The organism is Corynebacterium pilosum DSM 20521 = CIP 103422 (assembly GCF_000373805.1).
Classification (GTDB): Bacteria; Actinomycetota; Actinomycetes; order Mycobacteriales; family Mycobacteriaceae; genus Corynebacterium; species Corynebacterium pilosum.
This window is the reverse complement of sequence record NZ_KB892471.1, coordinates 52264-75956: the sequence shown is the minus strand read 5'-3', so window position 1 is coordinate 75956 and position 23693 is coordinate 52264. Positions and strand designations below refer to the sequence as shown.

At 59.4% G+C, this 23693-nt stretch carries 23 protein-coding genes and 1 pseudogene; 9 read left to right on the top strand and 15 right to left on the bottom strand.

What is annotated here, in order from left to right; translation table 11 throughout:
* Positions 1-2: 2 nt before the first annotated feature.
* The 11 genes and pseudogenes from B097_RS0111565 to dnaA all read right to left on the bottom strand — a co-directional run.
* Positions 3-296: a lycopene cyclase domain-containing protein gene (locus B097_RS0111565; protein ID WP_018582689.1), complete on the bottom strand. Its 294-nt coding sequence runs from the start codon at positions 294-296 to the stop codon at positions 3-5.
* Positions 293-607: a lycopene cyclase domain-containing protein gene (locus B097_RS0111560; protein ID WP_018582688.1), complete on the bottom strand. Its 315-nt coding sequence runs from the start codon at positions 605-607 to the stop codon at positions 293-295. Before B097_RS0111560 ends, B097_RS0111565 begins: the two co-directional genes overlap by 4 nt.
* Positions 600-2195, bottom strand: a complete 1596-nt coding sequence (gene crtI / locus B097_RS12995; RefSeq protein WP_018582687.1) for a phytoene desaturase family protein — start codon at positions 2193-2195, stop codon at positions 600-602. Before crtI ends, B097_RS0111560 begins: the two co-directional genes overlap by 8 nt.
* A gap of 2 nt (positions 2196-2197) precedes the next feature.
* Positions 2198-3085, bottom strand: coding sequence for a phytoene/squalene synthase family protein (locus B097_RS0111550; protein ID WP_026254503.1), 888 nt, complete (start codon positions 3083-3085; stop codon positions 2198-2200).
* On the bottom strand, positions 3075-4034 hold the full coding sequence (locus B097_RS0111545) for a polyprenyl synthetase family protein (RefSeq protein ID WP_018582685.1): 960 nt from the start codon (positions 4032-4034) through the stop codon (positions 3075-3077). The genes B097_RS0111550 and B097_RS0111545 overlap by 11 nt, the downstream gene beginning before the upstream one ends.
* Positions 4031-4900 (bottom strand): glycosyltransferase family 2 protein, encoded by an 870-nt coding sequence (locus B097_RS0111540; protein WP_161795904.1) that lies wholly within the window; start codon positions 4898-4900, stop codon positions 4031-4033. Before B097_RS0111540 ends, B097_RS0111545 begins: the two co-directional genes overlap by 4 nt.
* Entirely contained in the window at positions 4878-6977 is a 2100-nt protein-coding gene (gene gyrB / locus B097_RS0111535) for a DNA topoisomerase (ATP-hydrolyzing) subunit B (RefSeq protein ID WP_018582683.1), read from the bottom strand. The genes B097_RS0111540 and gyrB overlap by 23 nt, the downstream gene beginning before the upstream one ends.
* Before the next feature lie 138 nt (positions 6978-7115).
* Positions 7116-7745 (bottom strand): DciA family protein, encoded by a 630-nt coding sequence (locus tag B097_RS0111530; protein ID WP_018582682.1) that lies wholly within the window; start codon positions 7743-7745, stop codon positions 7116-7118.
* Entirely contained in the window at positions 7742-8923 is a 1182-nt protein-coding gene (gene recF, locus B097_RS0111525) for a DNA replication/repair protein RecF (RefSeq protein ID WP_018582681.1), read from the bottom strand. The genes B097_RS0111530 and recF overlap by 4 nt, the downstream gene beginning before the upstream one ends.
* Positions 8924-9005: 82 nt before the next feature.
* Positions 9006-10202, bottom strand: a complete 1197-nt coding sequence (gene dnaN / locus B097_RS0111520) for a DNA polymerase III subunit beta (RefSeq protein ID WP_018582680.1) — start codon at positions 10200-10202, stop codon at positions 9006-9008.
* 599 nt (positions 10203-10801) lie between these two features.
* Positions 10802-12376, bottom strand: a pseudogene (dnaA, locus tag B097_RS0111515) (chromosomal replication initiator protein DnaA); the annotation flags it as partial.
* Positions 12377-13368: 992 nt separating this feature from the next.
* Here dnaA and rpmH point away from each other — a divergent pair.
* The 9 genes from rpmH (at position 13369) to B097_RS0111475 (ending at position 20341) form a co-directional block, all read left to right on the top strand.
* Positions 13369-13506 (top strand): 50S ribosomal protein L34, encoded by a 138-nt coding sequence (gene rpmH, locus B097_RS0111510; RefSeq protein WP_018582678.1) that lies wholly within the window; start codon positions 13369-13371, stop codon positions 13504-13506.
* A gap of 10 nt (positions 13507-13516) precedes the next feature.
* On the top strand, positions 13517-13903 hold the full coding sequence (rnpA, locus tag B097_RS0111505; protein ID WP_018582677.1) for a ribonuclease P protein component: 387 nt from the start codon (positions 13517-13519) through the stop codon (positions 13901-13903).
* A 15-nt stretch (positions 13904-13918) separates the two neighbouring features.
* Positions 13919-14191 carry a membrane protein insertion efficiency factor YidD gene (yidD, locus tag B097_RS13390; RefSeq protein WP_081618067.1) on the top strand — a complete coding sequence of 91 codons (273 nt, stop codon included), beginning with the start codon at positions 13919-13921 and terminating at the stop codon, positions 14189-14191.
* 35 nt (positions 14192-14226) lie between these two features.
* The gene (yidC, locus tag B097_RS0111500; RefSeq protein WP_018582676.1) at positions 14227-15204 is read left to right on the top strand and encodes a membrane protein insertase YidC; all 978 of its coding nucleotides are present in this window, start codon (positions 14227-14229) and stop codon (positions 15202-15204) included.
* Between the two features lie 156 nt (positions 15205-15360).
* The gene (locus tag B097_RS0111495) at positions 15361-15864 is read left to right on the top strand and encodes a 16S rRNA (guanine(527)-N(7))-methyltransferase RsmG (RefSeq protein WP_018582675.1); all 504 of its coding nucleotides are present in this window, start codon (positions 15361-15363) and stop codon (positions 15862-15864) included.
* 108 nt (positions 15865-15972) lie between these two features.
* Positions 15973-16956: a ParA family protein gene (locus B097_RS0111490; RefSeq protein ID WP_026254500.1), complete on the top strand. Its 984-nt coding sequence runs from the start codon at positions 15973-15975 to the stop codon at positions 16954-16956.
* Positions 16957-18066, top strand: coding sequence for a ParB/RepB/Spo0J family partition protein (locus tag B097_RS0111485; RefSeq protein WP_018582673.1), 1110 nt, complete (start codon positions 16957-16959; stop codon positions 18064-18066). It abuts the gene before it with no gap.
* Positions 18067-18077: 11 nt separating this feature from the next.
* Positions 18078-18734 (top strand): hypothetical protein, encoded by a 657-nt coding sequence (locus tag B097_RS0111480; RefSeq protein ID WP_018582672.1) that lies wholly within the window; start codon positions 18078-18080, stop codon positions 18732-18734.
* Positions 18735-18814: 80 nt separating this feature from the next.
* The gene (locus B097_RS0111475) at positions 18815-20341 is read left to right on the top strand and encodes a DUF8451 domain-containing protein (protein WP_018582671.1); all 1527 of its coding nucleotides are present in this window, start codon (positions 18815-18817) and stop codon (positions 20339-20341) included.
* Between the two features lie 11 nt (positions 20342-20352).
* Here the strand turns inward: B097_RS0111475 and B097_RS0111470 are convergent, their stop codons facing one another.
* The 4 genes from B097_RS0111470 to B097_RS0111455 all read right to left on the bottom strand — a co-directional run bounded on the left by B097_RS0111470 (position 20353) and on the right by B097_RS0111455 (position 23632).
* Entirely contained in the window at positions 20353-21534 is a 1182-nt protein-coding gene (locus B097_RS0111470) for an N-acetylmuramoyl-L-alanine amidase (RefSeq protein WP_026254499.1), read from the bottom strand.
* Positions 21535-21645: 111 nt separating this feature from the next.
* Positions 21646-21969, bottom strand: coding sequence for a thioredoxin (gene trxA / locus B097_RS0111465; protein WP_018582669.1), 324 nt, complete (start codon positions 21967-21969; stop codon positions 21646-21648).
* A gap of 29 nt (positions 21970-21998) precedes the next feature.
* On the bottom strand, positions 21999-22952 hold the full coding sequence (trxB, locus tag B097_RS0111460) for a thioredoxin-disulfide reductase (protein ID WP_018582668.1): 954 nt from the start codon (positions 22950-22952) through the stop codon (positions 21999-22001).
* Between the two features lie 83 nt (positions 22953-23035).
* Positions 23036-23632: a sigma-70 family RNA polymerase sigma factor gene (locus B097_RS0111455; RefSeq protein ID WP_018582667.1), complete on the bottom strand. Its 597-nt coding sequence runs from the start codon at positions 23630-23632 to the stop codon at positions 23036-23038.
* Between the last annotated feature and the right edge of the window lie 61 nt (positions 23633-23693).

Genomic DNA, 23693 nt, shown 5'->3' with positions numbered 1-23693 from the left:
TTTTACTCCTCTGGCGTGGTCGGTGGCCAGACCGCGGTGATGATCAAGCCGGCGAAAATGGGATAGAACAAGTCCTCGATGGGCACCAGGCCGAGGTAGATGCCTAAGTTCTGGTCCTCGCCGTAGGCCACGTTGCCGAACGCGATCATCAGGTTGTCGAAGATGACGGTGAGGATGAGCACGGTGGCCAGCACGATCGCTGTCACCGCGCCCTGGCGCGGGTAACGCCGCCACCGCCGCGCGCACACGATGATCGCGACGAGAAGAAAAGGCAGAGAGATGAGCAGGTAGGTCATCGCGCACCCACAATCTTGCGGGCGCCAGTGGTGAGGTTGAGCAACAGATACACCAGGAAGAACAGGAAGATGGGTTCCTCGATCGGCATCTCAGGCCCCAGCATGATCCCTGTCATGTAATCCGCGGTGCCCCGGAAGAAGGTGCCGGTGGCAATGCCCAGCACATCCCACACCAAAAAGGCGAGGACCAACACCACGGAAAGGATAGCTGCGCGGCGAGCATCCAGGAAGAATGCTAGCTTCCAGCGCCAGTCGCACAACACCATGCACCCGATGGTGACCAGTAGAAAGATGAGGTAGAGGCTACCCATGGACGCTCTCCAGAGGGAAGGAATCTTTCTTGTTGAGTATGCGCTTAAGCACGTTTTCCGCGGAGATTAGGCACATGGGCACGCCTACCCCAGGCACGGTGGTTTGGCCTGCGTAGAACAGATTCTCTACTTTCGACGACACATTCTTACCGCGCAGGAATGCCGATTGGCGCAGGATATGGGCAGGCCCCAGTGCACCGGCGGAAAATGAGTAGTAGCGCTCAGCAAAATCGGCAGGACCGATGCTGCGCTGAACGACGATCCGGTCCTTGAGATCAGGGATGTCTGCCCACGCGGCAATCTGGTCGATGGTGCGCTGCACAATGGCAGCGACCTGCTCGCTCTCTGCTTCTCCATAGGCGTTGCCGTGACCGATGGACGCGTCTGGTGCCACGGGGATGAGCACAAAGAGGTTCTCGTGGCCTTCCGGTGCCACCGAAGGATCCGTGGCCGAAGGCTTACAAATATAGATGGAGTGGGAGGAGCCTTCTGGGCGCGAAGCCTGCGGACCTTCATAGACCACGCCGAAATCATCCTCCCAGTCCTGGGAGAACATCAGGGTGTGGTGCAGCAACTGTGGCAGCTCACCTTCCACGCCGAGGAGAGCCAGGACGACTCCCATCCCCGGATCGGTGCGGTCAAAGTGGCCCTTGGAGTAGGTGCGCAGGGACTTTGGTAGCAGGCGCGATTCGGTATGTTCTAGATCGCCGGCGGCGACGACCAGGTCGGCCTCGATGGTGAGAAGTTCGTTGTTGCGGAGGGCACGCACGCCGGCGGCGCGGGTGGTTTTTCCTCTCTTGCCAGCGAGGCCTTCGGCCTCGCTGATTATGCCGGTGACTTCGGTGCCGGTAAGAATTTCTACGCCATGCTGAATGGCTAGGCGCTCTAGGGCCTCCACGATGGAGGAGAACCCGCCCTGCGGGTATTGCACGCCCAAACTCAGATCCGTATGACTCATCAGGTGGTACATGCTGGGCGCCTTCTTCGGCTGCGAAGACAAGAATACGGCCGGGTACTGCAAGATCTGGCGCAGGCGAACGTCCGTGAATCGGCGTTCCACATAGGACTTCAGCGACTGAGTGAGCAGCACGGCCAGAGTCAACAATCGGGACGTGACGTCCTTGTGCAGCAAGGGTTGGAAGGCGGAGAAGGTGGTGTACAAGAAACGGTCCAATGCCACCTGGTAGGTGTCCGCAGCACTAGCCAGGTAGTCGCGCAGGCTGTCACCGGCACCGGGCTCGATGGACTCAAAAAGGTCCGCAACCTGCTCTGCTCCTTGAGGGATATCCAACGGTTCGTGGCCTTCGCTGTACACGCGGTACCCAGGATCCAGCAGCTGCAGGTCCAACTCCTTGGCGGTGGACGTACCCATAAGCTCAAAGAAGTGGTCGAAGGCCTCTGGCATGAGGTACCAGGACGGCCCGGTTTCAAAACGGAAACCGTCGACGGTGATTTCGTCGGCGCGCCCGCCGACGTGGGAATTCTTTTCGACGACCGTGACATCCATACCCGCCCGGGCTAATAGGCCTGCGGTGGCTAGCCCGGCAACACCAGCGCCGATAACTACAGCAGTTTGAGGGTTCTCCACTGTTACTCTCCTGTCATTCGAGGTGCCTGCACCACTGCCGCTGCACAAATGCGGGCTTTGGTACGCCGCGGGACGCTAATGCGGGCCTGGGTCAGTTCTTCGACCGTGGCCCGATCCACAAGCGTGGTCAGTTCTGTAAAGAAATTGGTGGCCGCCACCACTCCGATGCGTGCGCTCAGCGGCAACATGGGGATGACAGACCGTGCTCGGTCGAGGTCGTGGCGGATATCGGCGACGATCTCGTCCTTGATATCTGTGGTGAGTTGCTGCTCTGTTCCGGGAAAATAGGACCTGCCTAGCTCAGCCGAGTCCTCCCAATAGTCGCGCAGAAAATTGATCTTCTGGAAGGCAGCGCCCAGGGCCCGGGCACCATCCTCCAGCTCGGCGTACTGGGCATCAGATACCTGAGCGCGATCGTCGGCGAAGAACACGGACAGGCACATAAGCCCGATGACCTCGGCAGATCCATAAATATACTCGTCCAAGCTGGCAGGATCATAGGTGGATGTGTGCAGGTCAGTGCGCATGGAGTGGAAGAAACCAGCGAGGTGCTCGTCGTTAAGCGCACAGCGTCGTGCGGTCTGGGCGAAAGCGTGGATCACAGGGTCGGTGTGGAATCGCGTGGCGGGGGCCTGGCGAACCTGCTGTTCATAGGCGTCGAGAGCGGCCGCGATATCGGTGATGTCGGCCTGGTCGGCGGTGCCATCGACGATCTCGTCGGCAATGCGCACCATCGCATAGAGGTTGCGGATATCGCGACGCACCCGCGGTGCCAGAAGCTTCGTGGCAAGGCCGAAACTCGTGGAATACGCAGCGATGACCTCGTTGGCGGCGCGGTCCGCCATCTCGTCGTATCGGGCTAAATAATCGGGTGAATTTTTAGAGCTCATGCGACGACCTCTCAATCCTGTCAATAATATCCTCCACGCCGGTGCGCGTAACGGGGTTCAGTTCGGGCGATGCCGCCGCGGCGCGGGCCTGCGAAAGATACTGCGTGGCTTCCTGCTTGACCTCTTCCACGGCCTCATCCAAGCTCATGTGGTCCAGGCGGATGGTCAGCAAGGTGGTGCGACCGGCCTCAAGATCGCCGCCCTGCACCTTGCCGGTGACCTCCATCGGGGCGATCGCGCCCGCGATATCGTCGACAGCCTGATATGCGCGCCCGAGGGGATCCGCGACGCGCTGCAGCGCGCGCACGCGCACCGGGGTATTCTCGCCCGCTGCCAAGGAGCCCAGGTGCAAAGGCGCCAAAAAGGAGTAAATGCTGGTCTTTAAAAAGTTACTTTCGCGCACGGTATCCATCGTGGTGTCATGGTTGATCAGGTGAGAAACATCCATGAGCTCCCCGTACACAGTTTGCACCGCGTAGCTGGACATGATGGCGCAAGCTTGGCGTACCAGCTGCGGCGCCACTTTCGATGAGGACAGGGCCTGGAATGTGGCCATCAAACCCATATCACCTGCAAGAATGCCGGTGGATGTGCCGATGTGGGCATCCCCGCTGGCTTCCGCCACCTGTGAATGAATCGTGCGCACACCGCGCCGGAAGGGGTCTTCGTCGATGATGTCGTCGTGGATCAACAGCGCACTATGCAAAAGATCCACAGCGCCGCCGAAAACGACAGCGGTCTCTTTCTGCTCCCCCTGCACATCGCCGGCGCCGATGTGCACGAGGCGCGAACGCAGGTGCTTTCCACCCAAGGCAGTGACCTTCAACGCCTCCAATGCCGAGAGGTACAAAGGCTCATGCGAATAGTTCTTCACCGCCTCAAAGTGCGAGCGAAGAAAATTCAAGGAATCCTCCACCCGTTGGTCAATAAAATCAATGTCCACGGTCATGGTGTGCTCCCTGCGTGCTTGAGTAACCCGCGCTGCGCCAAACGCACCGGCGGTGACTGTCTGCGGAAATTGATTCCCATCGTACGGAAACCGCGCCAGAACCGTCGCGTTAACTGAGCAATGCCGACGAGAGCGCGGCTATCCATCTGCACGTGCAGATCTTGCTGGTACCACACGGTTTCGTCGGGACGCACGGCGAAGGAAAGATGCAGATCATCGTGGACGTCGCGGACTGTCGTTTCGACGATGTCCCGGACCTCGTGCCACCAGCTGGTCAGCATGGAAAAGTTGGTACCGAACAGCGGATAGTGGCCGAGCGCGCTGCGTGTGGTGGCGTAGTAGGCCCCAAGGTAGGCGCGGCTGACTCCCCTGCTCCACCGGCCAGGCCGGTCAAAGGTGGCATTTCCCGTTGCCGCCACCACGCGCTTCGGCGTAAAGGGGCTGGACGCGGAAATGCGCTGCCACGTCCGGCTGAGATCCGCGATGAAGGTGGTGGGTGGAAGGGTGTCAGCGTCGATGCGGGCGATGACATTTCCTGTGGCCGCGTTATAGCCGGTGGTGGCAGCCGGCAGGATGCCCTGTTCCGATTCATGCAGCACATCCACATCGGGAAAAGTGCTGGCCACAGCCGCAGAATCATCTATTGAGTTATTATCAACAACGATGATTTGATGGGGTCGGAGCGACTGGCGGTGCAGTGAGTCAAGCACGCGCTTCAGGAATACAGCATCGTTGAAGCACGGTATGACAACAGATACCTTCACATCGCCACCTTGCAGAAAATGGCACCCGCCCGGTCCAGTGATCTGGCCGGGGGTGCTCGAGTGCTCGTCGATAAGCGAACTACACGTCCAAGAAGCGGACATCGCGCGCCTTGCGGGTGATGAAGGAACGGCGGGCCGCAACATCGTCGCCCATGAGGACGGAGAACAACTCGTCGGCGCGCTGCGCATCCTCGATGTTCACGCGGCGCAGGAGACGGTGCTCCGGATCAAGCGTGGTCTCCCACAGCTCATTCGGGTTCATCTCACCGAGACCCTTGTAACGCTGGATGCCATCGTCAGTGTTGATGGAACGGCCGGCGTTGAGGCCTTCCTCCAGCTCACGGTCACGCTCAGCGTCCGAGTACGCGTAGCCAGGCTCGCCCTTCTTCCACTTCAGCTTGTACAGCGGCGGGTTCGCCAGGTACACGTGGCCTTCCTCGATCAGCTCCGGCATGAAGCGGAACAGCAAGGTCAGCAGGAGTGTAGCGATGTGCTGGCCGTCCACGTCGGCGTCGGCCATCAGCACGATCTTGTGGTAGCGCAGCTTCTCAATGTCGAACTCTTCATTGATGCCGGTACCCAGCGCGGTGATGATGGCCTGCACCTCGGCGTTCTTCAGAACGCGGTCCAGGCGGGCCTTCTCCACGTTCAAAATCTTGCCGCGCAGCGGCAGAATCGCCTGATACATGGAATCGCGCCCCTGCTTCGCGGAGCCACCTGCGGAGTCACCCTCCACGATGAACAGCTCAGCGGTTGTGGGGTCCTTGGTGCGGCAGTCAGCCAACTTGCCGGGGAGCCCACCCATGTCCGTGGCGGACTTACGACGAACCAGGTCACGCGCCTTACGGGCAGCAACGCGGGCGTGCGAGGAGGCCACGGCCTTGTTCACGATGGCCTTCGCCTCTGCCGGGTTCGCGTCGAACCAGAACGCCAGATGCTCGTTGACTGCGCGCTGGACGAAGCCCTTGAGCTCGGTGTTTCCCAGCTTGGTCTTGGTTTGGCCTTCGAACTGTGGATCGCCCACGCGCGCGGACACGACGGCGGCCAAGCCTTCGCGGCAGTCATCGCCGGTGAGGTTCGGGTCTTTGTCTTTCAGCAGCTTGTGGTCGCGGGCGTAGCGGTTCATCAAGGTGGTCAGCGCGGCGCGGAAACCTTCCTCGTGCGTACCACCCTCATGCGTGTTAATGGTGTTGGCGAAGGTGTGCACCGACTCCTTGTAGCCGGAGTTCCACTGCATGGCGATCTCCACCTCATGGTCCTCGCCCTTCGCCTCGAAGCCGACGACGGTGGGGTGGATCTCGCTCTTGCCCTTGTTTAGGTAGTCGACGTAGTCGATTAGACCATTCGGGTAGTGGTAGGTGACCTTCTTTTCGCGCTTCTTCGGCTTCGTTGGCGCAACCTCTGCGCCGGCTTCGCCAGCGACATCGTCTGCGTCATCCGCGTCGGTCTCCTCAGCGTCCACCACAGCATCATCGTCGAAAGAATCACCGTCGATGGATTGAGCGGTGTCGCCCTCTTCGGCCAGTGCCTCAAGTTCGAGTTCTTCGTCGCTGACCCGCTCGTCCTTCAGCGTGATGGTCAGGCCCTTGTTCAAAAAGGCCATCTCCTGCAGGCGCCGGGCGATGGTGTCCCAATCGAAGTCGGTGGTCTCGAAGATCTCCGGGTCCGGCCAGAAGCGAATAGCACTGCCAGAGCCGCGGGCGTTACCGCCTTCCACCAGCTCATCTGGGACAGAGTTCTGGAAATTCTGGTACCAGTGCTTGCCGTCACGCTTGATATCCGCCTCCACGCGGGTGGACAAAGCGTTCACCACGGAGATGCCCACACCGTGCAGGCCACCGGAAACGGCGTAGGACTCGGAGTCGAACTTGCCGCCGGCGTGCAGCTGCGTCATCACAACCTGGATGGTTGGTGCGCCAGAGGGGTGCATTTCGACGGGGATGCCGCGGCCATTGTCCACGACTTCCACACCGCCGTCGGCAAGCAGGGTAACGTCGACGCGATCGGCGTAACCCGCCATTGCCTCGTCGACTGAGTTGTCCACGACCTCCCAAATTAGGTGGTGTAGACCGCGCGGCCCAGTAGAACCGATGTACATGCCGGGGCGCTTGCGCACGGCTTCCAGGCCCTCGAGGATCTGGATTGAATCCGCGCCATAATCTTTATTTGTGGTAGCCACGTAAAACAAGTACTCCTGTCGCGCTACGGATATCTAACCTGTTCAATACTACACCCTAAGGGTGCCCCACGCGCGCTAGGGTTACGTGCGTCGCAGGGCCTTTTTTTCGCCGGAAACGGCATTTCCCCTGGATAATTTTTATCCATATGTATCGCGCGGGCCACGCCCCTTCACGTGGAGGGGCCCATAGCGCCAACTCTTCGTCTTCGGCGGGAAGACATGGACGTCTGTAATAATTCCTTCCCCGATTTTCTCATCTAGGCGCTGCAAAATCTGCCTTTTCATGTAACGCAGCTGCGTTGCCCAGTTCGTCGCATCGGTCGAGAGGAAAAGCGTGCCGTCTTTGACCATTTCCACCTTCGTGTGTTGGGCTACCTTCTCCCCGACGATCTCCTCCCAACTTCCCATCACCCACCCCATGGCCAGGGGTTTTGCCCAGTCACGGTTGCGCACCTCCCGCTTCAGCAGGTCAGAAAATCCAGCTACGGCATAGCTGCGCCGCGGGGCACGCCCGTCTGGCCCGCTCATTCTTCCTGATCCCCGATATTTTCGCTTATCGACGCTCGCCTGATCCTGGCCCAAGTCCAGTCCAGGGACGGTAACCGTGGGTCCATCGGTGCTGTGGTCTGCGAGTTTTCCTAACGCTCGCCGCGGAATCATGTTGCGGCCCTGTTGGTGCAGGTTGGGCACAAAACCATTGCTTTTCTTGGCGATCGCGCGCACAGTGTCGAAGGCGTGCTGCACAATATCGTCGCTGGACTCACTCATTCGATCGCCTCAATAGAGGAGGTCCCGTTATCCATGGTCACCATGTAGCGTGCGGCCACGGCATCGTCGAGGTTGCCTGGAAGATCGTCGCCCACGGCGGCGGTGATCAGCACCTGTTCTGCTTCCTCGGCCACGTGGACCAAACGTTGGCGGCGTTTCGCATCCAGCTCGGCGAAGACATCGTCGAGGATCAGCACTGGGTCCGAGCCGTCTTGGGACAGAAGCTGGAACTCGGCGAGGTGCAACGCCAGCGCGAAGGACCAGGACTCGCCGTGACTGGCAAAACCTTTGGCTGGTTGGTCGCCCAGAATCAGCTCCACGTCATCACGGTGGGGACCCACCAGGGTCACGCCGCGGTCGATCTCCTGGCTGCGCCGCCTGCCCAGTTCGTTCAGCATCGCCGCCTCGATCACCGCTGGCTCGCGGGTGGATTCACCTGTTAGTTCGCGCACGGCATCATCGAGTGTGGAGGAATAATGCACCTGGGCAGGACGTGATTCCGGGGCGATCGCCGCGTATGCGTCGTGGATCAGTGGGGCGAGTTCGTCGATAAGCGACATACGCGAGGCAACCACCAGTGCCCCGAACTGAGCAAGCTGGGCGTCCCACACGTCGAGGGTGGTCAGGGCGCTGGCGCCATCGGGATCGTCGTACCCGCGCCGCAGGTCTGCCCACGAATTCTTCAGCAGCGCGTTGCGCTGGCGCAGGACCTTGTCGAAGTCAGCTTTCGCCCCTGCCAGGCGCGGGGTGCGAATCGCCACGATATTGTCGATGAATTTCCGGCGCTCCGCGGGCTCACCTTTAATCAGCGCTAGATCCTCCGGCGCAAACAGCACTGTGCGCAGCACACCGAGCATCTCACGGGCGGACTTCAGCCGGGTGCGGTTGATCTGCGCCTGGTTCGCGCCCTGGGCTTTGATCAACAGGTGCGTGGTCAGCTCGCGTCCCTCATTGACCGTGGTGGCTGATACCCGCGCGTTGGCCGCACCGGTCCGGATCAGTGGCTGATCTGTGGAGACGCGGTGGCTGACCAGGTGGGCGGAGTAGCCGATGGCTTCCACAATATTTGTTTTGCCAAAGCCGTTGCGGCCGGCAAAAACAGTCACGCCCGGGGTGAGTTCTAGCTCTAGTTCTGGCCAGGAGCGAAAATCGCGCAGGTCAAGCTGCCGAACATACACAGCAACTCACACCCTTTCCCGATCTGCCACGATGTGCCCGGCTAAGTACGTCACGGTCCGGCCCAGCACGGCCTGGCACAGTTTAGCCCGGCAGGCGCACTGGCATCAGCAGGTAGGTGAATTCGGTCTCCGGGGTGGGGAACGTACCGTCGGCGTCTGCTTCCGGCATCTCCTCAGGCTCCGGGATCATGATGGCGGGGCGTGAAGGCTCCGTGAAGCCGAAAACGGCCCGATCAGTGCGGATCACGTTCAACCCATCGCGCAGGTAACCGGAGTTGAAGGCGATGATCAGCTCGTCCTGGCCATTAAACGCGCACGGCAAGGACTCGTGCGCCTCACCCGAGTCCGCGCCGGAAGCGTACAAAGTCAGCTCGCCGGAACGGAATTCCATGCGCAGCTGTGCGTTGCGATCAGCGACCAAGCTCACACGACGAATCGCGTCAAGCAGTGGCGCAATCTCCACCGATGCCATCGACGTGTGCGTCTTCGGCAGCAGAGGCTGGATATTCGGGAAGTCCGCATCCAGCATGCGTGTGGTGGTCTCACGGTTTGCCGAGTGCAGGCCAAAAAGCCCGTCACTGCCAACACTGTCTCCGGTGCCCACTGCGATCTCAACCGGATCGTCCAACTGCGTATCTAGTGTGCGCGCGTTGTCCAACAGGGTTTTCGCAGGCACCAGGAGATCGGCCTTGACGTCCGGGGAGACTGGGTTCCACTGCATGGTGCGCATCGCCAGACGGAAGCGGTCTGTCGCCGCGAGCTGCACGTTCGAACCAGTGACCTCAATGTGGACACCGGTGAGCATGGGCAAGGTGTCATCCTTACCGGCCGCCGAGGCCACCTGAGTCACAGCGTTGACAAACTCGGAGGGGTTAACGGTGCCGGTGGTCTCCGGGAGGGTGGGCAGCTGTGGGTAATCGTCGAGAGGCATCAGCGGCAACTCAAAGTGCGACTGGCCGCCTTGGAGCAAAAGACGGGAATTGTCCACGTGCGCCTCGACTGGTTTCGCAGGCATCAAACCGACGATATCGGCCATCAATTTACCGGCGACAGCGATACGTCCTGGCTGGTCAACTTCTGCTGCGATGCGGACGCGGGAGGAAACTTCGTAGTCGAAGCCGGCGAATTCCAAACCATTGTCGTCGGCGGTGATAACTACTGCGCGCAGGATCGGCTGAGTGTTTTTCGTCGGCAAGCTCCTGGCAACCCATGCGACAGCATCGGACAGGTCGTCCTTGTGAACGCGAAATGACACGTTGTTGTCCATGATGTCGTCCATGGTGTGGCAAGACTCCTTGTAATTCTAAAAACTCGAGCTTTCGTTGTTCACCACTCTATGTTGGTGCGCCATGTTTTGTCATTTGCGGTGGGCAGATCTTCTTGCGTCTTTGCTCCTGGCGTGACCGCCAGTTCGCTTTTCGACGAAAGTTGTCCCCAACCCCTTCCTTTGCTAACTAATTACAAGTAATAGATATGGGAAGAACAGTAAGTCCTGTGCAGTCTGTGGAGAAGTTGAAATCCCGGCTGTTGGCCTCGGCGATTCGCCATGTGATTTGCCCTGTGGATAAAGGTTGTGAATCTGTGGATAGCTGTGGATAACTTTTTGGGTTTCTTTGCTATCCACAGCCTCGTTGAGTTTATCCACCCATTATCAACAGGCAAAACAGAGTTATCCACAGGTTCAATATTCTAGTGATCTAGGACACTTTGTGAGTAAAATCATTTAATTACAACGGTGTAATTACACAGCTGTGGATAACTCTGTGGAAAGTGTGGATAACAGTTCTTTAGCGCTTGTGAGGTGCAAAAACAGCATTGGGGACAGCGGTTACTTTTGTTCCGCTGTCCCCAATGCTGTGCGTGGTGGCGTTGTTGTTCTTAGCGCCGGTTGTTCTTCAGAATTTGGGTCAATTCCTGGATCTCGTCGTACGTGTCGCGCTTTTCCGTCATTTCCTTGCGGATCTTGCGGTCGGCGTACATCACGGTCGTGTGGTCCTTGCCGCCGAACTCATCGCCGATTTTCGGCAACGACAAGTCCGTCAGTTCACGGCAGAGATACATCGCAATCTGACGCGCGTGGGCGACAGCACGAGTCTTCCCAGCACCGGTCAACGTATCCACGCTGACGTCGAAGTACTCGGCCGCGGCCTCCTTGATGGCCGTCGCGGTAATTTCTACCTGACCCGCCTCCGGAAGAATGTCGCGCAGCGCAATCTGCGCAATATCCATCGTGATCGGCTCGTTGATCAGGGAAGAATAGGCGCTCACGCGGATCAAAGCGCCCTCGAGCTCGCGTATCGACGATTCAAACTGCGAAGCGATCAGCTCGAGGACAGCGTGATCAACCTGGGTGCCATCGGCAGAAGCCTTCTTCATCAAGATGGCGATGCGGGTCTCAAGATCCGGTGGCTGAATATCAGTAATCAGACCACCTTCAAAACGCGTGCGCAGGCGATCTTCCAGCGTGGTCAGTTCCTTCGGCGGCCGGTCCGAGGACAAAATGATCTGCTTGTCCGACTGGTGCAAGGAGTTGAACGTGTGGAAGAACTCTTCCTGGGTTCCCTCTTTACCCTCGAGGAACTGAATGTCATCGACCATCAAAATATCCAGGTTGCGGTAGCGCCGCTTGAAGGATTCCTGGCGGTCATCACGTACTGAGTTGATGTAGTCGTTGGTGAACTCTTCCGAGGACACGTACTTGATCCTCAAACCGGGCTGCAATACCTGGGCGTAATTGCCGGCAGCATGAAGCAAGTGGGTCTTGCCCAAGCCAGAACCACCCCAGATGAACAGCGGGTTGTAGGCGCGGGCCGGGTTTTCCGCTACGGCCACGGCAGCAGAGTTGGCGAAACGATTGGAAGAACCGATCACGAAATTCTCGAAGGTGTACTTCGGGTTCAGGCTGGCATCCCGGTCTGGGTTGTGCGCCGGGGTTTCGCGTGGCAGACGTTGTGGCTGCTCAACGACCGGATGCGGAGTGTATCCAGGGTGCGTTGGTTGGTTGACCGGCTGTGCCTCAGGGCTGGTCGCGGGCGCGTATGGCTGTTGAATTGGTGCCTGCGGCTGCACGTGCTGGCGAGCAACCTCATCCCAGCCCAGCTGAAATGTCTGACCGACCTCTGGCATCTGCGGAGAGGCCGGAGCACCATATGTTGATGTCCACGGCTGTGAACTCTCCGCTCCTTGGGCACCCTGTGGGTCCTGGGCACCCTGGCCAGGTTGAGCGGAGGGTTGCTCACCAGTCTCACGTGGGGCCGGCGGCTCGAAGCTCTGCGGGGCTGGCTCCTCCTGGGATTCAGGCTCCTGCTGTGCGACGTCATGCTGCGCTACAGAAACCGCGAGTACGCAGGGGCGATTGAGGTGGCGGGACAACACAGCGGTGATATGCGGTCCCAGGTTTTCCTCGATCACGGCCTTGGCCGCGGTGTGTGGTGCATTGAGGATGGCATAGCCCTCCACAATCATGACAGGGTCGACAAGCTGGAGGTATGCACGCTCCTGGTGCGTAAACGTGGGGACGTCAGAGTTAGGCCGCTCAGAAAGAGTCAGCAATTCATCGACGACGGAACGCCAAAGCTCGTCGATCGGCTGATGTTGTCCTGCCACGTAATCCCTCGTTGTTTCCTTCTTGTAATTTTGGCTGTGGATACAGCCCTAAAAACGGTGCGCCGTTCGACCCTCGGTTGTGGGAAAGAGAACTTGTTGTTCACTTCCCATTCACAACCGCTGAGAGGTACCGGCGCGGTCCCTACCATGAGTTTTCACAACTTTATCCACACCTGTGGATAACTAGGCCGTAAAAGTTATCCACAGTCTAGTTCAGGTTTTGTGGATAACTTCATCCAGGGTTTATACGCCCCTTGACCTCGCCTTTTGTAAATCTTTCAGGCAAAGTCTCAACATGATGTTGAGAGTTATCCACAGTTTCAATTATTCACAGCGTGTGAGTTGTGCGTGATTCTTCAATTATTACGCGCACCGAACCGGCATTGTCTAGACGGCAAAATCAGACTTCCAAGATTTAACTATTTCTGGAAAGTGAACGGGTGTGTTACTTAATCTCACTCCCCCTGCGTGCTCGGGCGATTCGCGCCCTCACCAGCAGAAAAACACAACATTGTAATTTCGGGGGTACCCGTTTTGCTTATTGAAAAAACCAACCGTGTCGATTTGGCCGAACTTCGATTCTTCGCGTAGCCTAAGGAGGTCTGTCACATCGGACTTCTTTCCGAGTTCCGGTGTGCGTGAGAGCATTACTCGCACAGTCAACCGGGCCACCGAAAGGTGCGTCAGTGTAAGTAGCGCGGGCGGTCCCCAATCGCAACAGCGATTATGGAGCGCACTCACTTCACATTTTTCCATCCCGGACGGCCTAATACCCGGGAGGTACTGCACGCGCGCCGTGGAGTACCGCAGGCCGTCGCAGCTCTTACAAGGAGACAACCGTGTCTAAGCGGACGTTCCAGCCGAACAACCGCCGTCGCTCTCGTAAGCACGGCTTCCGTACCCGTATGCGCACCCGTGCAGGTCGCGCAATCGTATCCGCGCGCCGCAAGAAGGGCCGCGCAAAGCTGACCGCTTAAGAGCGCGTCAGTGCTGCCCAAAGCGCATAAACTCGCTCAATCGGCCGATTTTCGTCGGACCATGAAGACGGGAACCCGCGCCGGCAGTCGCACCCTCGTGGTGCACCAATCAGCCCGCACCGAGGACATCATCACAGGTGGCCCACGGTTCGGGCTGATCGTGTCTAAAGCCGTCGGTAATGCAGTGGTTCGCCACCGCACATCCCGCCGGCTGCGGCACATCTGCCTAGGCGTCGTCGATACGCTCGATGCGCGTATCGACGTGGTCATCCGGGCTTTACCCGCCGCCGGGACCGCAACGAGCGCCGAGCTGGAACGCGATTTCCGCGCTGCGCTGCGCAAAGCCACAGGCAAAGCTGCGTCTCAGGCTGCGGCGAAGCAGGAAGGCAAGGCGTAAGCGATGGCCAACTCCATGTCTCACCGCAATATCTACGGTGAGGAGATCCCCGAACCTAAAGGTCTCGGATCGCGTGGCCTAGTGAGGCTGGTCAGGGTCTATCAAAAATACATCTCTTCGATGAAAATGTATTCCACCTGCCGCTTCGAGCCAACATGCAGCGCTTACGCGCTTGAAGCTATTTCGCGGCGCGGCGCCATAACCGGTACTGTTCTAGCCATAACGCGGCTGGTGAAATGCGGGCCGTGGCACCCGGGCGGAATTGATCCCGTCCCACGAAGCGAGTAGTCCCCACACAAACCAACTAGGAGTTACGACACACAGTGCTCAACTTCATTTATTGGCCGATCTCGGCCGTGCTGTGGTTCTGGCACAAGGTTTTCGGCTTCATTTTCGACGAAGCCTCAGGTCTTTCCTGGATCTTGGCCATCATGTTCCTGACCTTCACCATCCGCGTGCTGCTGGTTAAGCCAACGGTCAACCAGCTGCGCTCCGGCAGGAAGATGCAGGAACTGCAACCCCAGATGCAGGCCATCCGCGAAAAGTACAAAAACGACCAGGAAAAAATGGCGTTAGAGACGCAGAAGCTCTACAAAGACGCCAAGATGAACCCGCTGGCCAGCTGTATCGCCCCCTTGGTACAGATGCCAGTGTTCTTCGGTCTGTTCCACGTCTTGCGCTCCTTCAACCGCACCGGTACCGGCACCGGCCAGCTGGGCATGAGTGTTGAGGAAAACCGCAACACCGCGAACTACATCTTCAGCCCGGAAGAGGTTCGCTCCTTCCTGGATGCCACGGTCTTCGGCGTGCCACTGTCTGCATATATCTCTATGCCAGAAGACATGATGAACGCCTTCACCACGGACTTCACCAAAACGCAGGTGGTCCTGGTCGCGGCACCGCTGATCGTGATCATCGCCCTGTTCACGCACTTCAACGCGCGCCTGAGCCTGAACCGTCAGAAGCAGCGTCGCGCATCCGGTAAGACGTCCGCCCCGACGGGCGACAACGCCGAGATGATGGAAATGCAGATGAACATGATGAACAAGATGATGCTCTGGTTCCTGCCAGCCACCATCTTCTTCACCGGCTTCCTGTGGCACATCGGTCTGCTGTTCTACATGTTCGCGAATAATATTTGGACCTTCTTCCAGAACCTCATCGTCTTCCGCAAGATGGACGAGGAAGAGGCCGCAGAGGAAGAGGCGAAGAAGGCAGCCAAGCGCAGCACCGCACCCGTTGTTGGCGCCCGCAAGGTAGACAAGCGCACCAAGCGCGAGCGCAAGGAAGGCAAGAAGTAGCCAGCCTCCCGCATGCTTTGACCGCTTATCGACGAACAGCCGATCGTCGATAAGCGGTTTTTCTTTGCCTACTTTTCCCTTGGGGCCGCGTTGGCTATTCTGATCAGTGATCTTTGTCATTTTCTCTCTAACTTTTTCTCCAAGGAGCACACAGCCGTGTCAGTCGAATTCGAACCCACTCCCGACGTAGCCAAGCAGGTCTTCGGGGATCGCCTCGCCTTGGCGGAGCAGTACCATGATTCGCTGGCAACCACTGCCGCTGAACGTGGGTTCATCGGACCTAAGGAAGTATCCCGGCTGTGGAGCCGCCATATCCTCAACTGCGCCATCATCTCTGAGGCTTTCGACGAGGGCCTGCGCGTGGCAGATATCGGATCCGGTGCGGGACTGCCCGGCATTCCGCTGGCTATTGCGCGTCCCGATCTGTCCATCACGCTGATCGAGCCGCTGTTGAAGCGCTCCACCTACCTGGGCGAGGTGAAGGAGCAGCTTGGCCTAGACAACGTCACCGTCATCCGCGGGCGCGCGGAGGACCAGAAGCTGGAGCGCGATGCGGCGCACATTAAGAAGGTTGGTGGCGGCGAGGCCACGATCTTCACTGTCGGCGATGATGTGCTGGCAGAACCTTCCACGTTGATCCGCATTGAGCGGTCGCGCTAACACGTGGGGCGCTTAGCCATTAAGGTTGGAGACAATTGACCCTTTGGGACGCCAAGGGGGACGGCATCCGTGGAAAGAGGGCAAGCAGCATCCATGACTGATAAAAACCTGGATGATCAGCAGTGGGAAGAAACCCCTATTGCTGCGGCGGCCCGACGGGCCGCGGAAGTAACAACCGGAACACTGCGTTTGGATCGTCCGGAACAGCCGCGCACCATCACTGTGGCCAACCAGAAAGGTGGCGTCGGGAAAACCACAACATCGGTGAACCTGGCGGCGGCGTTGGCACATCACGGCCTGAAGGTCCTAGTGATTGACCTGGACCCGCAGGGTAATGCGTCGACAGCACTGGGTGTGGAACACCGCACGGGTACCACCTCTAGCTATGAGATGTTGATTGGGGAGGCCACCGCAGAAGAAGCGATGCAAACCTCGCCCTCCAACCCGAACTTGATGTGCATCCCCGCCACCATTGACCTGGCCGGTGCAGAAATTGAGCTGGTCAGCATGGTGCGCCGAGAGTATCGCCTGGCGGACGCGGTCAAGCAGGGATTCATCGAGGACAACGGTTTTGACTATGTGTTCGTCGATTGCCCTCCGTCGCTGGGTCTGCTGACGATCAACGCGATGACCTTTGTCGATGAGGTGCTAATTCCCATCCAGTGTGAGTACTACGCCCTAGAGGGCGTGGGCCAGCTTTTGGGCAATATTTCGATGATTCGTGAGTACCTCAATGAGAACCTGCACATCTCTGCGATCCTGCTGACTATGTATGACGCCCGCACTAAGCTGGCTGAACAAGTGGCGCACGAGGTCCGCGAGCAGTTCGGCGACGTGGTGTTGCGCAACGTGATCCCGCGTTCGATCAAAGTGTCGGAGGCGCCGGGTTATGGCCAGACTGTGATTGATTATGATCCGGGGTCCCGGGGGGCACTGGCATACCTGGATGCCGCGAAGGAATTAGCGCAGCGTGGTGACTATCAGCCGCACGAATCGACCGGGCCGATTGGTGTCAGCCCAGAGATTGCGGAGCAGCTTGAAGCACACGCCGGCGAAGGCGATGAGAATCTTAACGATGAGGTGGAGGAGTAAATGGCGAAGGAACCAACGCGCAAAGGCGGTCTCGGCCGTGGTTTGGCGGCCCTGATCCCATCGGGCAATGAGTACAGCGCGAAGACTAACGGTCTGGGTGCCGGTGCCGCGGATGTTGTGCTCGGGGGCGCGAAGGGTGCGCGTAACGACGATGATTCTTCGGCTTCTGAGAAGAAGAAGGTGAAAGGTGCGCCGTCGATCCCGGGTGCACCAACCATTCCTGGTGCACCGACCGTGAGTTCCCCGCAACCCACCCGCACCCCGGATGCCCTGCGTGGTTCTTCCGGCGAGCAGGCGCGTGACGACGAGTTCGGCGCCACCTACGAGGAAATCCCGCTGGGCACGATCGTGCCGAACCCGAAGCAGCCCCGCCAAGTCTTCGACGAGGACGAGCTTGCGGAGCTGGTGCACTCCATCCGCGAGTTCGGGTTGCTCCAGCCGATCGTCGTACGACCCCAAGGCGATTCCTACGAACTGATCATGGGCGAGCGGCGCTGGCGTGCCGCGTCGAAGGCCGGCCTAAAGCGCATTCCGGCGATTGTGCGGTCGACCTCGGACAGCGACATGCTGCGCGACGCGCTGCTGGAAAATATTCACCGCGTGCAGCTCAACCCCCTGGAAGAGGCGGCGGCGTACCAGCAGCTTCTGGAAGAGTTCGACGTGACCCAGGAGGAGTTGGCCCAGCGCCTTGGTCGGTCTCGTCCTGTGATCACGAACATGATTCGTCTGCTGAAGCTTCCCGTCAGCGTGCAGCGCCGCGTGGCAGCCGGTGTGCTGTCGGCGGGACATGCTCGCGCGCTGTTGGGCGTGAAGGTCGGCGAAGAAGCCACAGAGCAGCTTGCTGATCGCGTCGTGGCCGAAGGCATGAGCGTCCGCGCGACCGAAGAGGCCGTGACCTTGCTGAACAAGAACGGGGAGATGCCCGAGAAGAAGAAGCGCGAACCGGTTGAGCAGCCAGAGTTCCTCACTCAGGCCGCCGAGCGTCTTGCCGACGAGTGGGATACGCGCGTCAGCGTCTCGATGGGTAAGCGCAAGGGCAAGATTGTCGTGGAGTTCAGCGACAAGGATGACTTCGAGCGCATCATGGGATTGATCCAGAAGGACGACTAAGGACGGCAACCATGGCGAAGCGCCAGGCAGGGGTTCTCCCCTTAACCTATGACGCGATGGGTCGCGTCCACCCTGCCTGCGCGCGTGCCACGTTCTGGGAGCTCGATCCGCTTTCCGACGATGCCCCTAATATCTCCCCGGAAATCGACAAAGAGGCCTGGCTGACCGCCCAAGTATTTGCGCATGGTTCGTGCGGCTTCAATATTGTCGATCGCGCCTCTGACACATCTAGTGCCTATGCCACCGTGCTGTTCTGTCCGCGCGACGAAGCGCCAGGCAGCCTGAGAATGCCCACTGCTCCGGCCTCCTCGGAGGCGTGGTTGATTACCAGCCTGCACATCGACCCAGAGTTTGCGGGCCGCGGGTGGGAGGCTGTGCTGCTTGATTCCTGCATCATGACGCTCTCAGACCGTGCTGTTCCAGCGGTCGAAGCCTTCGGGCGTCATGACGAGCCTCAGGGCCCAGCCGATGACCTCGCTGTCGCGCTTCTGCAGCGCGCCGATGAAATCGGGTTGATGAATCGCAGCACCCTTGAGAGCGCAGGCTTTTCTATCGTGGAAGACGATCCCGTTCTCCCGCGCCTCCGCCTCGAGCTGCCGCCACAGCGTGGTTTACTGTCCGCGCAGGAAATCGAGCAGCTGTTGCAATCTGTTTCGGTACCGCAATGATTAGATCACCATTCCATCAATCAATTACGTCGATGTAATCCTGATTGAAAGTGCAAGGAAACCCGGATAGTCTAAACCTCATGAGCAATGCCGAGATCCGCGAATTAATCGCCGGTGGCCAGTCGCTGACCACCGCTTTTGCTCGCCGCTCCTCCCCCGCCTACATCAATGAACGCGGAGTGATTGAACAACTCACCTGCCTAGCTAACGGCGAAGGCGGAACTTTATTGATTGGAGTGAATCAAGATGGAACGGTAACAGGATGTTATCCCTTCCATTCGGACACCACCAATCCCGCACTCCTAGCCTCTACGATTAGCCGGTACACCTCTCCCCCACTGCCGTCTTCCGTCACGGTGGAAGACATCGACGGCCGCGACGTCGTCGCCATTTCCGTGGCCGCCTCGCGCACGCCCGTGGCCACCACATGGGGCGTCTACCGCACCCGCCGCCTCAACGCGCAAGGCAAGCCCGAGTGCTTCGGCATGGATCCGAGCTATCTGTTTACCCGTTACCGCGACGCCAACGGCATCGACTGGGCTCGTTTGCCAGCACCCGGTGCGACGATGGACGACCTTGAGCCAGAGGTCATCGAACAGGCCCGCACGATGGCGGCCAGCAACGACGGGGACGCATTGCTTCCTGCGCTTTCCGACGATGACTTCGTACGCACCCTCGGGCTGCGCGACGATTCGATCGAACCCATCACCATTGGGGCGATTCTTCTTTTCGGAACCCACGACGCTATCGCCCGTCATCTCCCCCATCACCGCATGGTGGTCGTGGACCTCGTCGGCACGCGAAGAACCACTCGGACCACTGCTCCGCTGGTGACAATTTTTGCTGACCTGCAGAAACAAGAGGAAAAACTAGGACCGGCTGTGAAGCAGCTGATAACAAACGCGTTTCTGCACCGCGACTACTCGCTCCCCGGCTCCATCTATGTGCGCGCCGATGACACGCGCACCACCGTGACATCGCCGGGCGGGTTGCCCCGCGGGTTGGATCCGCGCGCCGTGAGCTCCGGGACCGCCACCTTTGCGCCGCGCAGCCCGGTGCTGTCTTCAGCGTGTGCGCGCTTGGGAGTGGCTGCCGGTGCGGGCCTGGGGTTGGCAGATGCAACGAGGCACCAGATCGTCTCGGGGCTGTCGGTGTTGGCGTGGTCGGGAACCCACGAGCAGGCAGTGACGGTGACGGCTGCTCGCGAAGTACTTAACGCAGAGCTTCCGGGTCTGCTCGCGGCGTTGCCGGAGAGGCTTACGGTGGATGAGCTGGTGGTCGCCGACTTCTGGGTGCTGCACCCTGACGCCGATGATGAGGATATCGCGCTGGCCACGGGTTTTGACCGCGCTTGGGTCACTTCGACGAAGAAGAAGCTGTGGTCCTTTGGGTTTCAGCCCGGAGGCGATGTGGACGTGGACGAGCTATCCCCGGAAGCTCACGCAGTCCGTGTGATTGCTACCCGTGGGCCGCTGGCCAGCGGGGATATAGCGGAGGAGCTTGGGGTGAGCCAGCAGCAGGCGTATCGGCTGCTGCGCAAGCTCGTTGATGCTGGGCGCCTCCAGAAAAAGGGGAAAACGCGCACCACCAGGTACGCGTTGCCCTAAGTTTTTCGTCGTTAAGCGCGCTCTTCGGCCAAAAGGTCGGAAAAATCGTAGGTTCCGGTTGGCTGTTTGTCGTCGTCGAGCAGGTAGAGGCGCTTCACGGCGACGACGATGGCCTCCGCGATCGCGTCGCGTTGGTCACGGTTGGTGAGAATCTTGACATCATCAGGGTTGGTCACATAGCCCAGGACAACTTCGACCGAAGGCATGCGGGTCAGACGCAATACCTCCCACGTGCGGCCGTGATTGTGGAGATTTTGCAGGTCAGTGCGCGCGGCGATCTCTCGTTGAATATAGCCCGACAAGGTCTCACCCGTCATCGAGGAAGCGCCGGTCTCCGAACCAAAGTAGAAGGAGGCGACTCCGTTGGCCTTCTCGTTGGCGTAGCTATCAAGGTGCAGGGAAATCATCACGTCTGCCTTGAAGGCATTCGCGATGTCGGCGCGCGCCTTCGGCGATGGGTTATCACCGCGTGGGCGGGAAATGATGGTTTCCATCCCCGCTGCGATCATGCGGCCCTCCACCCGGGTGGCCAGGTCCCACACAATATCCTCTTCGGTGATCTCGCCATAAGGCCCGTCAACAGTGAGGCCTTTGTCGGGGCCACCCAGCGCGGGGTCCAACACCACGCGCTTGCCGGACAGCATCGGCCCTGCCTTGCGCACGGTCTCACGCTCACGAATCGCCTGCGTGGATCCGCCGGTGATCCGGCGGCCCAGCAACTGCAGGGCGCGCAAGGTGTCTGGGCCGAAGACCCCATCGTCCTGGAGCCCGTAGTTCAGCTGGTAGTTCTGGACCGCTTCATGGGTGGCCTTACCGAAGTGGCCATCCACCTTGTGCGAATAAAAGCCCAGCTCCTGGAGTTGGCGCTGCAGCTGGCCCACGTCATCGCCTACCAGAACCTGGTTAGGTTGGTAGGACAGCACCCGGTTGCCCAGGGTGTAGGAGGCTTCGCGCAGCTCCCGCAGAGTGACCTCATCGATGGAACCGGAGGGCACGATTCCGCGGGATTGCTGGAATGCCTTCAGTGCCTCGGAGAGTTCTTCGTCGAAAAGCTTCTCATCCTGTGAAAAGCTCCGCTGATTCCATTCCCTGAGATCGCCGGAAAATCCCGGCAGCTGGCCCAGGCTCGCCAGCGTGGAGCGCACCTCAGCGACGCGTGCGCTGGAATCTCCCACATGGAGGACGCGAGTCACGGTACCCCTTTCCCGCACTTTCGCTGTTCCGTGGCAGCGACGTGCGCTTGGTAGACATCTGATCCCTTAGGGAAGGATCAACAAGCTGACGATTGCGTATCAGGATACCATTTATAGCTGGGATTCAATCTTTTGCATGATTTCGGATTTTGGCTTCAATCCGACGAACTCGTCGACCTTCTCGCCGTCCTTAAAAATCAGCACGGTAGGGATACTCATCACCTGGAACATGGCGCCGAGCGTGCGCTCCGAATCCACATCCACCTTCGCCACGGTGACCTTGTCACCCATCTCGCTTGCGATCTCATCGAGGATCGGCGACAGCTTCTTGCACGGTCCACACCACTCAGCCCAGAAATCCACCACCACGGGCTTGTCCGAGTCCACGACGACGGACTTGAAGGTGTCTTGCGTTACATCAACGGTATTGCTCATGATTGATCCTTTTTAAGCTGACGGTATAGTTAGAGAGTTTCCAGGTAGTGCTCGGCATCGATCGCAGCGCGGCAACCGGAACCGGCCGCCGTGATCGCCTGCTGGTAGTGGTCATCCACTAGGTCACCTGCTGCGAAGACACCAGGCAGGCTCGTCTTCGTGGATGGCTCCTCCACCTTCACGTAGCCCTCGTCGTTAAGCGCGACCTGCCCGCCGAGGAAACCAGAGCGCGGATCATGGCCAATCGCGACGAAAAGTGCGGTGGCGTCGAGCTCGCTGGTCTCGCCCGTCTTCACGTTCTTCAGGCGCAGGCCAGCCACCTTGCCCTCGCCTTCGATGACTTCCTCGACGACGGTATCGGTGATGAACTCGATCTTCTCGTTCTCGCGAGCGCGGTCCAGCATGATCTGGGAGGCGCGGAATTCATCGCGGCGGTGGATCAGCGACACCTTCGAGCCGAAACGGGTGAGGAAGGTCGCTTCCTCCATTGCGGAATCGCCACCGCCGACCACGGCGATGTGCTGGTTCTGAAAGAAGAAGCCGTCGCAGGTCGCGCAGGTAGAAACACCGCGGCCGGTCAGGGCTTCCTCACCTGGGATGCCGAGGTGGCGGGGCTGAGCGCCGGTGGCCAGGATGACGGTGCGGGCCTGGAATTCCTCATCGTCGACGAAGACTTTCTTGATCTCGCCCTCGAGCTCCACTCGGTCCACCATCTCGGTGCGCAGGTCCGCACCAAACTTCTCTGCCTGGGCGCGCATCTCCATCATCAGGTCAGGCCCCATGATGCCCTCCTGGAAACCCGGGAAGTTCTCCACGGTGGTGGTGTTCATCAGCTCACCTCCGAATTCATAGCCCTCGAAGACCACTGGGCTGAGGTTAGCGCGGGCGCTGTACAGCGCAGCGGTATATCCGGCGGGGCCGGAACCAACAATGATGACATCGTGAATCTGCTGTGATGCTGGTTCAGTCACGGGCTCAGACATGGACGGGAACTCCTTGATTTGGTTTAAGATCTAGCTGCTCCGGATAGTGTACTTCCCCAATTTCAACGCTCTGGCTACGCCACCTATTCCGATCCTGTGAGTTGCTGGTGTAACGCCTGACGAGCCCGCGCGCGGCGCGATTTCACCGTCCCCGGCTGCACACCCATTTCCCGTGCGGCACGTTCGATGGTCAGCCCAGCAACATCAATCAGCAGCAGGGCGCGGCGTTGCGCGATGGGGAGGCAGGACATGACCTCGCGTAAGACGATGGCGCGCTCGACGTTCGGCGTGGGGTCATGCGCGAGCAGCGGGTTCGCATCCTGGTTGATTTTATCGTCGTCATCCAAGCTGATGTGTGTGCTGCGTTGGCGGCGAACCATGTGGTCGTGCCCGGCGTTGATGACCAGGCGATGGAGCCACGTGGACAGGCTGGATTCCTGCCGGAAGGAGTGCATGTTGCGTGCGGCCCGAAACAGGGCTTCCTGCACGATGTCTTGAACGTCGTGGTCGTTCCTGGCGTAGCGCCTAGCGGTAAAGGTCAGCCGTTGGTGGTGGCGTTGGACGATCTCCGTGAAGGCGCGCGCATGCCCTGCGTTGTACTTATCGACGAGTTCAGCATCTGTTGCGTTGTCCGCTGAGTAGTTAGTGGTTTTCCCCGAAACCGATGGTGCGAGTGCCATGTGTTCCCCCGAACGTTAAATTATGTGTGCTTAGCAGTCATTGTGCCCGTGGTAGAAGAAA

Bases quoted from the DNA above. Each gene is read 5' to 3' on its own strand.
- B097_RS0111565 (WP_018582689.1), bottom strand. From the start codon at position 296: ATGACCTACCTGCTCATCTCTCTGCCTTTTCTTCTCGTCGCGATCATC.
- B097_RS0111560 (WP_018582688.1), bottom strand. From the start codon at position 607: ATGGGTAGCCTCTACCTCATCTTTCTACTGGTCACCATCGGGTGCATG.
- B097_RS0111550 (WP_026254503.1), bottom strand. From the start codon at position 3,085: ATGAGCTCTAAAAATTCACCCGATTATTTAGCCCGATACGACGAGATG.
- B097_RS0111545 (WP_018582685.1), bottom strand. From the start codon at position 4,034: ATGACCGTGGACATTGATTTTATTGACCAACGGGTGGAGGATTCCTTG.
- B097_RS0111540 (WP_161795904.1), bottom strand. From the start codon at position 4,900: ATGTCCGCTTCTTGGACGTGTAGTTCGCTTATCGACGAGCACTCGAGC.
- B097_RS0111530 (WP_018582682.1), bottom strand. From the start codon at position 7,745: ATGAGTGAGTCCAGCGACGATATTGTGCAGCACGCCTTCGACACTGTG.
- dnaN (WP_018582680.1), bottom strand. From the start codon at position 10,202: ATGGACGACATCATGGACAACAACGTGTCATTTCGCGTTCACAAGGAC.
- yidD (WP_081618067.1), top strand. From the start codon at position 13,919: ATGTCTCACCGCAATATCTACGGTGAGGAGATCCCCGAACCTAAAGGT.
- B097_RS0111485 (WP_018582673.1), top strand. From the start codon at position 16,957: ATGGCGAAGGAACCAACGCGCAAAGGCGGTCTCGGCCGTGGTTTGGCG.
- B097_RS0111480 (WP_018582672.1), top strand. From the start codon at position 18,078: ATGGCGAAGCGCCAGGCAGGGGTTCTCCCCTTAACCTATGACGCGATG.
- B097_RS0111475 (WP_018582671.1), top strand. From the start codon at position 18,815: ATGAGCAATGCCGAGATCCGCGAATTAATCGCCGGTGGCCAGTCGCTG.
- trxA (WP_018582669.1), bottom strand. From the start codon at position 21,969: ATGAGCAATACCGTTGATGTAACGCAAGACACCTTCAAGTCCGTCGTC.
- trxB (WP_018582668.1), bottom strand. From the start codon at position 22,952: ATGTCTGAGCCCGTGACTGAACCAGCATCACAGCAGATTCACGATGTC.
- B097_RS0111455 (WP_018582667.1), bottom strand. From the start codon at position 23,632: ATGGCACTCGCACCATCGGTTTCGGGGAAAACCACTAACTACTCAGCG.